This is a genomic window from Corynebacterium sp. ACRPQ, from assembly GCF_022347225.1.
Classification (GTDB): Bacteria; Actinomycetota; Actinomycetes; order Mycobacteriales; family Mycobacteriaceae; genus Corynebacterium; species Corynebacterium tuberculostearicum_D.
This window is the reverse complement of the sequence record NZ_JAKRNF010000015.1, coordinates 1-11,873: the sequence shown is the minus strand read 5'-3', so window position 1 is coordinate 11,873 and position 11,873 is coordinate 1. Positions and strand designations below refer to the sequence as shown.

General features: G+C 57.4%; 13 protein-coding genes and 1 rRNA gene. 10 read left to right on the top strand and 4 right to left on the bottom strand.

All coding sequences use genetic code 11. The features are described 5' to 3' along the window. The first annotated feature begins 96 nt into the window (after window positions 1-96). The 4 genes from rpsF to dnaB all read left to right on the top strand — a co-directional run bounded on the left by rpsF (window position 97) and on the right by dnaB (window position 3,381). Complete coding sequence (gene rpsF / locus MHY24_RS09240) at window positions 97-387, top strand: 30S ribosomal protein S6 (RefSeq protein ID WP_005326996.1); 291 nt, start codon at window positions 97-99, stop codon at window positions 385-387. A 49-nt stretch (window positions 388-436) separates the two neighbouring features. Beyond that, entirely contained in the window at window positions 437-982 is a 546-nt protein-coding gene (locus MHY24_RS09235) for a single-stranded DNA-binding protein (protein ID WP_005325943.1), read from the top strand. A gap of 48 nt (window positions 983-1,030) precedes the next feature. Next, window positions 1,031-1,483 (top strand): 50S ribosomal protein L9, encoded by a 453-nt coding sequence (gene rplI / locus MHY24_RS09230; protein WP_005325949.1) that lies wholly within the window; start codon window positions 1,031-1,033, stop codon window positions 1,481-1,483. 467 nt (window positions 1,484-1,950) lie between these two features. Beyond that, entirely contained in the window at window positions 1,951-3,381 is a 1,431-nt protein-coding gene (gene dnaB, locus MHY24_RS09225; protein WP_239230085.1) for a replicative DNA helicase, read from the top strand. A 1-nt stretch (window position 3,382) separates the two neighbouring features. Here the strand turns inward: dnaB and MHY24_RS09220 are convergent, their stop codons facing one another. From MHY24_RS09220 to MHY24_RS09210, 3 genes are all read right to left on the bottom strand, one after another. Continuing rightward, window positions 3,383-3,847 (bottom strand): VanZ family protein, encoded by a 465-nt coding sequence (locus tag MHY24_RS09220; RefSeq protein ID WP_239230174.1) that lies wholly within the window; start codon window positions 3,845-3,847, stop codon window positions 3,383-3,385. Window positions 3,848-3,967: 120 nt separating this feature from the next. After that, on the bottom strand, window positions 3,968-6,121 hold the full coding sequence (locus MHY24_RS09215) for a cation-translocating P-type ATPase (RefSeq protein ID WP_239230083.1): 2,154 nt from the start codon (window positions 6,119-6,121) through the stop codon (window positions 3,968-3,970). Between the two features lie 8 nt (window positions 6,122-6,129). Next, a complete protein-coding gene (locus tag MHY24_RS09210) occupies window positions 6,130-6,330 on the bottom strand; it encodes a heavy-metal-associated domain-containing protein (RefSeq protein WP_005325954.1) in 201 nt (66 codons plus the stop codon). A 117-nt stretch (window positions 6,331-6,447) separates the two neighbouring features. Between MHY24_RS09210 and trxA the strand changes: the two genes are divergently transcribed. Continuing rightward, on the top strand, window positions 6,448-6,816 hold the full coding sequence (gene trxA, locus MHY24_RS09205; protein ID WP_005325956.1) for a thioredoxin: 369 nt from the start codon (window positions 6,448-6,450) through the stop codon (window positions 6,814-6,816). Between the two features lie 83 nt (window positions 6,817-6,899). Next, window positions 6,900-7,637 carry a PspA/IM30 family protein gene (locus MHY24_RS09200; protein WP_005325958.1) on the top strand — a complete coding sequence of 246 codons (738 nt, stop codon included), beginning with the start codon at window positions 6,900-6,902 and terminating at the stop codon, window positions 7,635-7,637. On the opposite strand, the gene MHY24_RS09195 is transcribed toward MHY24_RS09200, so the two are convergent. Continuing rightward, window positions 7,634-8,731: an NYN domain-containing protein gene (locus tag MHY24_RS09195; RefSeq protein ID WP_204610736.1), complete on the bottom strand. Its 1,098-nt coding sequence runs from the start codon at window positions 8,729-8,731 to the stop codon at window positions 7,634-7,636. The genes MHY24_RS09200 and MHY24_RS09195 overlap by 4 nt on opposite strands. 203 nt (window positions 8,732-8,934) lie before the next feature. Between MHY24_RS09195 and MHY24_RS09190 the strand changes: the two genes are divergently transcribed. The 4 genes from MHY24_RS09190 to MHY24_RS09175 form a co-directional block, all read left to right on the top strand. Then, window positions 8,935-9,309, top strand: coding sequence for a GntR family transcriptional regulator (locus tag MHY24_RS09190; RefSeq protein ID WP_005327000.1), 375 nt, complete (start codon window positions 8,935-8,937; stop codon window positions 9,307-9,309). Then, window positions 9,306-10,109 carry an AAA family ATPase gene (locus MHY24_RS09185; protein WP_239230081.1) on the top strand — a complete coding sequence of 268 codons (804 nt, stop codon included), beginning with the start codon at window positions 9,306-9,308 and terminating at the stop codon, window positions 10,107-10,109. Before MHY24_RS09190 ends, MHY24_RS09185 begins: the two co-directional genes overlap by 4 nt. Next, window positions 10,106-11,077, top strand: a complete 972-nt coding sequence (locus tag MHY24_RS09180; RefSeq protein WP_239230072.1) for a beta-carotene 15,15'-monooxygenase — start codon at window positions 10,106-10,108, stop codon at window positions 11,075-11,077. The genes MHY24_RS09185 and MHY24_RS09180 overlap by 4 nt, the downstream gene beginning before the upstream one ends. 585 nt (window positions 11,078-11,662) lie before the next feature. Beyond that, window positions 11,663-11,873 (top strand): 16S ribosomal RNA (locus MHY24_RS09175); the annotation flags it as partial.

The following is an 11,873-nucleotide window of genomic DNA, read 5'->3' as shown; positions in this document are numbered from 1 at the left end:
ACTGTAGTGGGGTTGCTTGACGCAACGTACCCTCCTGCTGCATCCGCAAAGGTGATGCAGCCGAAAACTACTAGACCATAGGAGGTGATGAGGTCCGTGCGTCACTACGAAGTCATGATCATTCTGGATCCTAATCAGGATGAGCGCACCGTAACCCCGTCCCTGGATAAGTTCCTCGAAATCGTCCGCCAGGAAGGCGGCAAGGTTGAGAACCTTGATGTATGGGGCAAGCGCCGTCTTGCATACCCCATCAACAAGAAGGAAGAGGGCATTTATGCCGTCGTCAACCTGGAGTGCGAGCACACTTCGGTTGCCGAGCTCGACCGCCGTCTGAACCTGAACGACACCATCCTGCGTACCAAGGTTCTGCGCACCGACAGCAAGTAACGGATACTGGGATCAAGCACAATCCACGTAACCGATAAGGAGTAAAGACATGGCACAGGGAGATACCAATATCACGGTGGTAGGCAACATCGTTGCTGACCCCGAGCTGCGCTTCACCCCGGCGGGTGCGGCAGTAGCTAACTTCCGCGTCGCCTCCACCCCTCGTCGCTATAACTCGCAGACGAATCAGTGGGAAGACGGCGAAGCTATGTTCCTGACCTGCAACGTATGGCGTCAGGCAGCGGAAAACGTTGCCGAGACTATGTCGAAGGGCATGCGCGTCATCGTTACCGGCCGCTTGAAGCAGCGTTCCTTCCAGACCCGTGAGGGCGATAACCGCACCGTATTCGAGATTGACGTCGACGAAGTCGGTCCGTCTCTGCGCTACGCCACCGCTCAAGTAAACCGCAATCCGCGTGAGGGCGGCAATAACTTTGGCGGCGGCCAGCAGCGCTCGAATAACAATAATCAGGGCGGTTTTGGAGGCGGCCAGCAACAGCAGCCGCAGCAGAACCAGGCTCCTTCTGAGGATCCGTGGAACTCCGCACCACCTGCAGGTGGTTTCGGAGGCGCTGATTCTGAACCTCCGTTCTAAGTCTGTCACCCGCAACTATTCAACTAACTCAATTGAAAGGCAGGGATCATGAAGCTGATCCTCACCGCTGCCGTTGAGAACCTCGGCGCCGCTGGCGAAATTGTTGAGGTTAAGGACGGCTACGGACGTAACTACCTGCTTCCTCGCGGCCTGGCCATCGTGGCTACCCGCGGCGCAGAGAAGCAGATTGAGGGCATCAAGCGCGCCCAGGAAGCTCGCGAGATTCGCGACCTGGATCACGCACGTGAGGTCCGCAACCAGCTCGAGCAGCTGACGGATGTCAAGGTAGAGGTTAAGACCTCCGAATCCGGTAAGCTCTTCGGTTCCGTTCAAGCAGAAGACATTGTCAACGCCGTCTCCAAGGCCGGTGGCCCTAAGCTGGATAAGCGCATCGTTGTGCTTCCTAAGGGCCTGGTCAAGAAGACCGGCAACTACCAGGTCGAGCTGAAGCTGCACGCTGATGTTATCGGCAAGGTGAACTTCTCGGTCGTTGCTGCCTAACTAGGCGCACGACGGTCCATATAGACCCAAAGACAACAGCAACGCTTTAGGCCTCAAGTTCCTGCTATGTGAGGTGGCAGGAACTTGGGGCCTTTAGCGCGTTTTAACCGGCCTGTGGATAACTGTGGAATTCTGTGGATAACTCTTTGGCAATTTAACTCTCTGTTTACGCGGAGGCCTCTTTATTAACTCGCAGGTCAGGCCGCTTATCCACCAAGGATGTGCCTATTTTCACATCTGGAAAAACATGCTCTGAGCTGGGTCTTTGATTTATGCAGGTCATGGGGTTTTGAAGTTATCCACAGGCCTATGCAGGGCAAATATGGGAAAAAGCTCCCGCGACCTGCAATTTTCACATTGCCCTGTGGATAACTGTGGAAGTTATGCCCAGGGGGTGGTGTCCGGGCACTAGACTAAACTGAGATTCCGATACGCTCGGTTGCTCGAATAGCTACAAGGGGGAGACCATGACCAACGCCAGTTTTGATGATGAACACCTGCCACCGGAGCCGCCGCCGGAGGAGGAACCGGCTCCGCGCCGTCGCTATCAGCAGGAGAAGCCAAAGCGCTATGGCGAATTCCGCCAGCCTCCTGCAGACCGCGAAGCGGAGCAGGGCGTCCTGGGCGCAATGTTGCTGAGCCCCCATACGGTGATGGAGGTCATCGAGGAGCTAGAGCCGGAGGATTTCTACTATCCGGCGCATACGTTGATTTACCGTGCCATGCTGGATCTATATTCCGAGGGCAAGGACGTCGACGCCGTCATTTTGGCCTCCCAGCTCGACCGCTTTAATAACCTCGAGCGCGTCGGCGGCGCTCCTTATCTCCACACGCTGCTAGCTACAGTGCCCACGGCTGCCAACGCTCGCTACTACGCCGAAATCGTCGCGGAAAAGGCAGTGCTGCGCAAGCTTGTTGATGCCGGCACGCGCGTAGTGCAGCTCGGATTTTCCGGCACCGAAGATGCAGAAATCGAGTCCGTCCTGGACCGTGCGCAGCAGGAAGTCTTCGCCGTCGCCCAGCGCAAGACGGCAGAAGATTACCGTGTCCTGGGAGATCTCATTGACCCCACCATTGATGAGCTCGCTGCCCTGCAGCAGGCAGGCGGCGTGGAGCTAGGTGTGCCTACTGGCTTCATCGACCTCGATAAGCTAACCAATGGCCTTCACGCGGGCCAGATGGTCATCGTTGCTGCTCGCCCTGGTGTGGGTAAATCGACCCTAGCCATGGACTTTATGCGTTCCTGCTCTTTGCAGCACGGCAAGTCCTCTGTGATTTTCTCGCTCGAGATGTCAGCTTCTGAGATTGTCATGCGCCTGCTCTCGGCGGAGTCAGAGGTGAAGCTGGCCGATATGCGCGGTGGCCGAGTTTCCACCGAAGACTGGGCAAAAATCGATGAGACCCTCAACCGAGTGCAAGATGCCCCGCTTTTTATCGATGACTCACCGAACCTCACGATGATGGAAATTCGGTCCAAGGCCCGCCGCCTCAAGCAGCAGCACGGCTTGGACCTCATCGTCTTGGACTACCTGCAGCTGATGTCTTCGGGTAAAAAGGTCGAGTCTCGCCAGCAAGAGGTCTCTGAGTTCTCCCGCCAGCTGAAGCTCTTGGCCAAGGAGCTGGAGGTTCCCCTCATCGCGATCTCGCAGCTGAACCGTGGACCTGAGGCGCGTACGGATAAAAAGCCGCAGCTTGCGGATCTCCGTGAGTCTGGCTCGCTGGAGCAGGACGCCGATATGGTCATGCTGCTCTACCGCCCCGATTCCCAGGACCGTGATAATGAGCGCGCCGGCGAGGCGGATATTATCCTAGCCAAGCACCGTGGCGGCCCGATCGATACCGTGCAGGTGGCGCACCAGCTGCACTACTCCAAGTTTGTCAATATGGCGCACGGATAAATTACAGGTCCACCACCGCGTTGGGGTCTCCCAATCGTGGGCCAAGGATGACCAGTACCAAGAAAACCGCAGCTGCGGCAAGCGCCAGCCATCGCCATACGGGGAAAAGGCGTTCGCCGCACAGACGGGCGAACGCTGCGCCGATGAGAGCGCCCAGGGTATTGAAGAGAAGATCATCAATATCGGTGCGCCCTAGGGCGAAAACGTACTGGCACACCTCTAGTACAAGGCTGAGACCTAATCCCCACGCAGCTGTCTTCTTAACGGAGCGGCATAGACTAAATACCAGCAAGCCAAAAGGGATGAAGAATGCGGTATTGCCCGCGTACTCAAATAGCGGGCCAAACCAGCTGCCGCCGGAAAATTCATCGAAAGGAACCCAGCGCAGATCCCGGGCACGCTGATTTTCTGGCTTCCATAAATAGCCAATCTGGTAGAAGGGCTTGAGCGTGGTTAACGCGACCATAACCGCGGTCCACGCGGCGAGGGATACCCTGCTGAGCACGCGCTAGTCCTTTCTCTCGTGGCGAGGGAGTGTACGCCCCCGCCAATGCTAGCCTGCACAGGGGTGCCCCGGCGGCCTTATTTAGCGCCGAGCGGAAAACCCGCGCAGCCGCAGCGAGTTAGTAACCACGAAAACAGAGCTTAGCGCCATGGCCAGGCCGGCCAGCAGGGGGTTGAGCCAGCCCAGCGCGGCCACGGGAATGAGTACGACGTTATAGGCAAAGGCCCAGAAGAGGTTGCCCTTAATAATTGCTAGTGTGCGGCGCGAGAGCCGAATAGCATCAGCGGCACACCGCAGATCGCCATTCATGAGGGTGATATCGGAGGCTTCAATAGCAACATCGGTACCCGCGCCCATGGCCAGGCCGAGGTCGGCTTGGGCCAGTGCGGCGGCGTCATTAATGCCATCGCCCACCATCGCCACGGTGTGCCCCGCGGCCTGCAGCTCCTTGATGTGGTTCACCTTGTCCTCGGGCAGGACCTCAGCGCTGACGTGATCGATACCTACCTCGGCAGCCACGGCGCGGGCGGCCCCGGCATTATCGCCGGTCAGCAGGTAAGGGGTAAGCCCTAGCTCCTTCATCTGTGCCACAGCGGCGGCCGAGCTCGGCTTGAGGGTATCGCGTACCTCAATGATGCCTGCAGGCTGTCCGTTGACAGTGACGACCACCGGCGTGGCACCAGAATCTTGTGCCTCGCGGAACGGTGCTTCTAAGTCACCCAAGGGGCCTTGCGGCTTGCCGACGCCCACCCGGACCCCCTCCACAGTTCCTTCCACGCCGCCTGAAACTACTGCAAAATCGGTAGCTGGTTCCACCGTGCTTTCCCGGGCGATAGCGCGAGCGATGGGGTGCTCGGAATTGTGTTCCACGGCCGCGGCCAAGTCGAGGACGTCGCCGTGTACGGCGGCAACGGACATCTCTCCGGCCGTGACCGTTCCGGTCTTATCCATGACGATGGTATCGATTTGCCGCGTAGATTCCAGGATTTCCGGGCCTTTAATGACAAGCCCCAGCTGCGCGCCGCGGCCGGTGCCGACGAGGATTGCGGTGGGCGTCGCCAAGCCCATGGCGCAAGGGCAGGCCACAATGAGGACGGAGACCGCGGCGATAAACGCTGGGGCCACCCCGCCGAAGAGGAGATGGGCAAGGAGTGTCAGCACTGCTATGGCAATGACCGCGGGGACGAAGACTTGCGCAATGCGGTCCACGAGGCGCTGCACTGGCGCCTTGGACGTTTGTGCATCCGTGACCAGCTGGGCCATTTGGGCCAGTACCGTATCCTCGCCCACCTTGGTCGCTCGGACCTCGAGCTTGCCGGAGGCATTAATGGTTGCGCCGGTCACCGCATCGCCGGGGCCGACCTCAACGGGCACGGGCTCGCCGGTAATCATGGAGGCGTCGACTGCTGAGTTGCCGGAAACGACGATGCCGTCGGTGGCGATCTTCTCGCCTGGGCGTACTACGAAGACATCGCCCACCTGCAATTGGGCAATTGGAATGCGCTGTTCGCCTCCCTCGCGCAGCACCGATGCTTCCTTAGCGCCTAAGGAGAGCAGCTCCCGCAGGGCCTCAGAGGACTGGCCTTTGGCCCGCGCCTCGAACCACCGACCGAGCAGGAGGAAGGTAATGACCATGCCCACGGACTCGAAATAGATGTGATCCATCTGCGCCGCATTCGCGTCCAGTGTCATGTGCATTTTCATGCCCGGTTCGCCCGCGTTGCCGAAAAACAGTGCCCATAGCGACCAAAAGTAGGCCGCTGAGGTTCCCATGGTGATAAGCGTGTCCATGGTGAAAGAACCGTGCTTGAGGTTTGTCCACGTAGCGGTGTGGAAAGGCGCGCCACCAAAGATATAAACGATGGTGGCCACGATGGCGCAGGCCCACTGCCAATTGGGAAATTGCAGTGCTGGCCACATCGAGACCACCATGAGCGGCAGCGATAGGGCACCCGAGATAATGGTGCGGCGCAGCAGGCCCCCGTCACGGCTTTTCTCGGCCTGGGGCTCCTCCGTCTTCGCCCCCGCCATATCGAAGGCGCCGTAACCTGCGCCCTCCACCACCGAAATGAGCTCCTGTGGACTTACAGTCTGGGAGTCGTACTCGATGGCCGCCGCCTCGGTAGCGAAATTGACGCTGGCGCTTACTCCCTCGAGCTTGTTTAGCTTGCGCTCGACGCGGGAGGAGCAGGAGGTGCACGTCATTCCTGTTACGCCAAGGTCCAAGTGGGACATGGTGGTTCCTACTTCAGCGTGTAGCCGGCCTCAGCCACGGCGGCTGCTACCTGTTCATCGGTGAAATCGGTGCCGGTAACCGTTACGGCGCCGGTGGTGTGGTCAGCAGTGACCTCGCTAACGCCAGAAATTTCGCCGACCTCTTCTTTTACCGACATTTCGCAATGTCCGCAGGTCATGCCCTCTACGGTGTAGTTCTTGGTGCTCATGATGATCCTTTCTTAGGGTTGGTTTCCGGGCCCATTTTATACCCCCTAGGGGTATATAGCAAGGATATTTCATGTACGTTGGGGAATAAAGCAATCCGCAAAGGAGTTAGAACAACCATGGCTACTATCGATGTCACCGAAGAAAACTTTGAAGAAACCGTTACCGGCGAGGGCATTACGCTCGTAGACGCGTGGGCCGATTGGTGCGGCCCCTGCAAGCGCTTTGCGCCGGTTTTTGAAAAGGCCTCCGAAGAGCACACGGATGCTACCTTTGCCAAGCTCGATACCGAGGCTAACCAGGGCCTCGCATCCGCGCTGGAGATTCAGTCTATTCCTACGCTGATGATCTTCCGCGATGGCATCTTGGTCTTCCGCGAGGCTGGCGCGCTGCCACCTGCAGCATTGGAAGACTTGCTGAAGCAGGTCAAGGAGCTCGATATGGCGGAGGTTCGCCGCCAGGTAGAAGAGCAGAACGCGCAGGGTTAATCCCCACTAGCTTCCTAGGCGCTTTCTGGTGAGTATCGCTAAACTCGCTAGAAAGCGTCTTTTTATGTCCAAAGGAGAAGATAATGGCTAACCCCTTCAGCAAGGGCTGGAAGTACATGATGAGTTCCTTCGATCAGAAGATTGATGAGAACGCTGATCCGAAGGTGCAGATCCAGCAGGCCGTTCAGGCCGCCAAGGAGCAGCACCAGCAGATTTCTGATCACGCTGCAGAAATCATCGGCCATAAGTCCCAGCTGGAGATGCAGATGAACCGCCTGGTTAAGTCTCAGCAGGACTACCAGTCTCAAACCCAGCGTGCATTGGAGCTGGCGGATTCTGCAGAGGACCCGCAAAAGGCTTCCGAATATAACCAGGCTGCGGAAGTGGTTGCCTCCCAGCTGGTAGCGGTGGAGCAGGAGCTGGAGGACGTTAAGCAGCAGTACGCCGCCGCAGAACAGGCTGCCGCGCAGGCCAAGAGCCAGCAGCAGCAGTCTGAGGCGCGCTTGAAGGAACAACTAGCGCAAGTTAGCCAGCTGGAGGCCCAGGCGGACCAGGCGGCTATGCAAGAAAAGAACGCCCAGGCTATTGATTCCATGAATCAGCTCAACCCGGACGATTCCGTGCCTACTCTTGATTCTGTCCGCGCCAAGATTGAAAAGCGCTACGCCGATGCCCTTGGCGCCCAAGAATTGCAGCACGCCACCGGCGGCGATCGCATTAATGAGATCCAGGCCGCCGGCAATGACATGAAGGCGACTGCGCGCCTTGATGCCATCCGGGCGGATCTTAAAAAGAAGAAAGAGCTCGAATCCGGCGATTAATTCTGCCGGCGAACATTAATCAGAACTCCACGAATCCCTGAGTGGAATCCATCGCGCAGGTTCACGCGCTGGGTTTCGGTCAGGGTGTATTCGTGCAGGGTCTCGCAGGCAAACTGCAAAAGTGGGCGGTCGATCTCTGGGGGAAGCCCGCCGCCAGAAAGCAGATGTGCTTGATCGCGCTGCTCGGTGCTAGCAGCGTTATCGAACCACCACGAGGCGTATTGCTGGCCCACGTCGAATGGGGATTGGAAGCCGGCCGAGCTCCATACTTCTTCCGGCAGCGGTACATACTTAGAGCGCAGCTTGCGCCGCGGTGCCATCATGGACGGCTTGGGCGCCGGCTTCTCCGCCGGAGAGTCCTCCTCGGCGGGGGAATCCTCTGCGGCATCCGCCTTGGGAGGAGCCGGCTTGGGCGTCGGGGCCGGGGTGGGCTTTTCTGTGGCGCCGAAGGCTGCCTCCACCTCTGAGGGCTCGCCGCATTCATCCGGTTCGGGCATTTCCTCGCCATCTTTATGCGCATTTTCGCGCACCACTGGAGGAAGCGGGCCTTCTAGGACCTGCAATTCCATAGCGTCTGCGAAGTCCTCGCGAGGATCCAAGATGGTGGTGGAATCGCACGCATGGCGCAGTGCGGAGGACATGGAGTCCCAGCCAAACCCATAAAGATGTACGCGGATCCCGTTATCCACGGCCGCTTGTGCGCCGGGAATCATGTCCGCATCGCCGCTGACGAGGACGAAGTCGGTGAATTGTCCCTTCATGGCGGCGATGACCATGTCCGCTACGAGGCGGGTATCTACGGCCTTTTGGGTGCGGCGCTCGCCCCATTCAATGAGCTGACCGGTGCGCAGTTGGACCCCTTCGCAGGTGCGCAGTGCGCGCTGGTAGCGGTGCGGGCCGGTATCGGGAATGCCGTCATACCAGTATTGGCGCTGGATGGGGGTCCCAAGTTGGTTCTCAATCATCCCGCCCATGGTGCTGACCACCTCGGGCAGATCGATTTCTAGTTGTGCGCGGGCACCCGTTTCCCACGAGTTATAAAAGCTAGCGAGCAAGTATGAGGTATCGACAAAGACGAGTGTGCGTTCAAGCATGGCTCCTAAGTTCCGTTCTAATTGTTCTAAATAAAATTCTTTGTGGTTTCCAGTGTGCCCCATTAGTCACAAAACGTCGATAACCTTGAGCAAAATCCCAGCGCAGTGGCAGCAAAAAAGTTTTCTCTTTGGAAGTATTGCAGGGGTGGGGTGTTGCCGATATGGTTGGTTACACAAGTAACTAACCAACGAACCGAGGGGCGATGGATAATTCCACGCAACCACTCTTCCGTCAGATTGCTTCCTTGGTGGAGGACGCCATCGTGGATGGCACCTTGGGCGAAGGGGATAGGGCCCCATCCACTAACGAGCTTGCTGATTTTCACAACATCAACCCGGCCACTGCCCGCAAGGGCATCAGCCTCCTGGTGGATATCGGGGTGCTGGATAAGCGCCGTGGCATCGGCATGTTCGTGGCGGAAGGGGCCCTGAAAACGATCCGCGAGCGCCGCCGCGCGGACTTTGCGGCGGAATACATGGCACCGCTTGTCGACGAAGCTGTTCGCCTGGGCTACAACCGCGCCCAGCTCCATGACCTATTTGATCGCGTTGCAGAAAGCCGAGGAATGTACTCATGATTACAACACGAGAATTCACTTTTGCTGATGGCCTCACACACGGCTTAGTCGGCCCCAACGGCATAGGCAAAACCACGCTCCTGCGCAAGATTGCCGGCCAAATCCAATCAGGCGGTATCACGGTCTTTGGAGAGAAGCCCTTTGATAAGCAATCGGTTCTCAACCGGGTTATTTTGATGGGGATTGATAACCCGCTGCCGGATTCCTGGGGCATCGGAAAGCTGGGTGTCATAGGAAAGGCACGCTGGCCGCGCTGGAACGATGACCGGTTTAATGAGCTGCTGGTTCGCTTCGACGTGCCGGCCAAGGCTTATTCTTCCCTGTCCCGCGGGCAAAAGTCTACGGTGGGATTTATCTTCGCCGTTGCTTCTGGCTGCGAGGTCATGCTTCTCGACGAGCCCTATCTGGGCCTCGATACTCAGCGCCGGGAGCTTTTCTATCAGGTGCTGCGCGAGGAGCACGGCCGCACAATTGTCATCTCTACCCATCACCTCAATGAGGTAGCAGGTCTCCTCGACACCGTCTCGCTGATGGGGGATAACCCCATTTCCGGTCCCATCGATGACTTCATCGAGGGAATTCTTGAGCTCAACGGCCCATCGGAGGCTCTCAACGCAGCGGTCACAGAGCTCGACCTCCGCGTACTTAGTAGGGAAACCACAGGCTTGGGGGACCGCGTGCTTATCGACGCCCGCTCTACCGCCACCGACCCCATCTTCCGCACGGCCCAGGACTACGGTCTGCGCGTCACTGAGGTCTCCTTGGAGCGCGCGGTCCTGGCACTGGAGGAGAAAGCATGAAACTCCTGTGGTACCTAGGCGATTGGTGGCTCTGGACCTTTTTCCTTTTCGCTTTGCTCGTCATGCCCGTCATGGCGCAGGGAACGTGGAACGTGCTCCCGGTGATCTTTTCCTTGTCGCAAATACTTTCCCTGACACCAGACTTTAAGAAGTATCAGCTGGTGGGGCTAGGCTCGAAAATCTGGAATGAACATCGCCGCTGTCTCGTTGCCCTGTGCGCACTAGCGGCAGCTATCGGTGCCCTCACCGTGCAGTTGTGGTGGGCATTGCCCATTTATGCCGTCGCAGCGGCGTGGGCCATGTACCGCAGGGCTACTCCTAAACGGGTCGGGTACACCACGACCGGTTCCCAACCCTCAAACGGATTTGGATGGTTCCCTCGCACCTTGGCCGGGCAAGCGATCTACCGTCCACAGGTCAAGGCATGGGGTGCAGCGTGTCTGGCGCAAGCAATCGGGTTTGTCCTTAGCCGGTATAAGGAGGACATCCCGTTGCTTGGTTTCCTTGGCATCTTCATATGGACACTTTCAATTGCGATGCTCTTCGCAGCTTTCCACAGCTTGCGAGTATCTCTGCGCGAATACACGGTGCTTGGTGGAAGTCGTGCTGTTTGGTCCCGGCATACTGCCGTGCTCGGCCTGATACCTGTCCTAGTCGCGACCACCTCCAGCGCAGTACTGGCAAACGACGGTGAACTTGTAGCGGACATCGTGCTGCTTAGTGCCACCTGCGCCCCTATAGTGGTCAGTCTGGAATTTCTGGGAAAGAAGAACTGGCACTTATTCGCTCTCTACCTGGTCCTCATTGCTGGGATGGCACTTCTGCGCACTGTGGTGCCGGTCTCCGCGGTTGCCCAGCTCTTCTTGGCGGTGGCTTTCTATACAGTCTGGGCTTTGATGCTGCCCGCGTACATTCGCCGAGCGAACGCTCATAGGGGCGGATTGAGTGCATGGATGGGCATATCTTAAGCCGCTCAAGAAGAGCGTTTGCCTGGGGATTTGTGTTTGTTTAAGTCGCTGTGTAACTTAGTACGAGTCAGCGCGACCGACAGCGCCCCACAGGAACAGAAAAGCTCCTGGCTGAAGCGGCGATAGGAAAACAGGCCCTGACAAAACAAAATTCTTTTTGCTCACAATGAGCTACACGCCAAAGTGTGTGTGGTTGTTGTGTGGTGATGATGTTTGAGAACTCAATAGTGTGCCAATGTACTTTTTATTTTTTGTGTGCATGGTTGTGTGTTGATTGGTTTGTCTGCCAGCAGGCTTAGTGGTTTGTTGGTTGGTGTGTGCCGGTTGGGTATGTGGAACACGTACCTTTTTGAATGCTGTTTGGTGTTTCGGCTGCATTGAGATGGATTGGTTGGCATGTGATTGTGTTCAACTTTTTTGGTTTCCTTATTTTTGACCCCGTCGGGTTGAGGGAACTTATTTTTTCTTTGTAGTAATTTTTTGGACGCCAGTATGGGCTGCACTTTTTGTGTGGTTTGTGGTGGTTTGTTTGTTTGTTGGGTTTCGGGCTTTTCACGGCCTGTTTCGGATGTTGTTCTGAAATTTTTTGTGGAGAGTTTGATCCTGGCTCAGGACGAACGCTGGCGGCGTGCTTAACACATGCAAGTCGAACGGAAAGGCCCTGCTTGCAGGGTACTCGAGTGGCGAACGGGTGAGTAACACGTGGGTGATCTGCCCTGCACTTCGGGATAAGCCTGGGAAACTGGGTCTAATACCGGATAGGAGCCATTTTTAGTGTGATGGTTGGAAAGTTTTT

What these genes read in the sequence shown, in the direction of transcription:
- MHY24_RS09235 (WP_005325943.1), top strand. Translation starts at nt 437, where the DNA reads ATGGCACAGGGAGATACCAATATCACGGTGGTAGGCAACATCGTTGCT.
- rplI (WP_005325949.1), top strand. Translation starts at nt 1,031, where the DNA reads ATGAAGCTGATCCTCACCGCTGCCGTTGAGAACCTCGGCGCCGCTGGC.
- dnaB (WP_239230085.1), top strand. Translation starts at nt 1,951, where the DNA reads ATGACCAACGCCAGTTTTGATGATGAACACCTGCCACCGGAGCCGCCG.
- MHY24_RS09220 (WP_239230174.1), bottom strand. Translation starts at nt 3,847, where the DNA reads ATGGTCGCGTTAACCACGCTCAAGCCCTTCTACCAGATTGGCTATTTA.
- MHY24_RS09215 (WP_239230083.1), bottom strand. Translation starts at nt 6,121, where the DNA reads ATGTCCCACTTGGACCTTGGCGTAACAGGAATGACGTGCACCTCCTGC.
- MHY24_RS09210 (WP_005325954.1), bottom strand. Translation starts at nt 6,330, where the DNA reads ATGAGCACCAAGAACTACACCGTAGAGGGCATGACCTGCGGACATTGC.
- trxA (WP_005325956.1), top strand. Translation starts at nt 6,448, where the DNA reads ATGGCTACTATCGATGTCACCGAAGAAAACTTTGAAGAAACCGTTACC.
- MHY24_RS09200 (WP_005325958.1), top strand. Translation starts at nt 6,900, where the DNA reads ATGGCTAACCCCTTCAGCAAGGGCTGGAAGTACATGATGAGTTCCTTC.
- MHY24_RS09195 (WP_204610736.1), bottom strand. Translation starts at nt 8,731, where the DNA reads ATGCTTGAACGCACACTCGTCTTTGTCGATACCTCATACTTGCTCGCT.
- MHY24_RS09190 (WP_005327000.1), top strand. Translation starts at nt 8,935, where the DNA reads ATGGATAATTCCACGCAACCACTCTTCCGTCAGATTGCTTCCTTGGTG.
- MHY24_RS09185 (WP_239230081.1), top strand. Translation starts at nt 9,306, where the DNA reads ATGATTACAACACGAGAATTCACTTTTGCTGATGGCCTCACACACGGC.
- MHY24_RS09180 (WP_239230072.1), top strand. Translation starts at nt 10,106, where the DNA reads ATGAAACTCCTGTGGTACCTAGGCGATTGGTGGCTCTGGACCTTTTTC.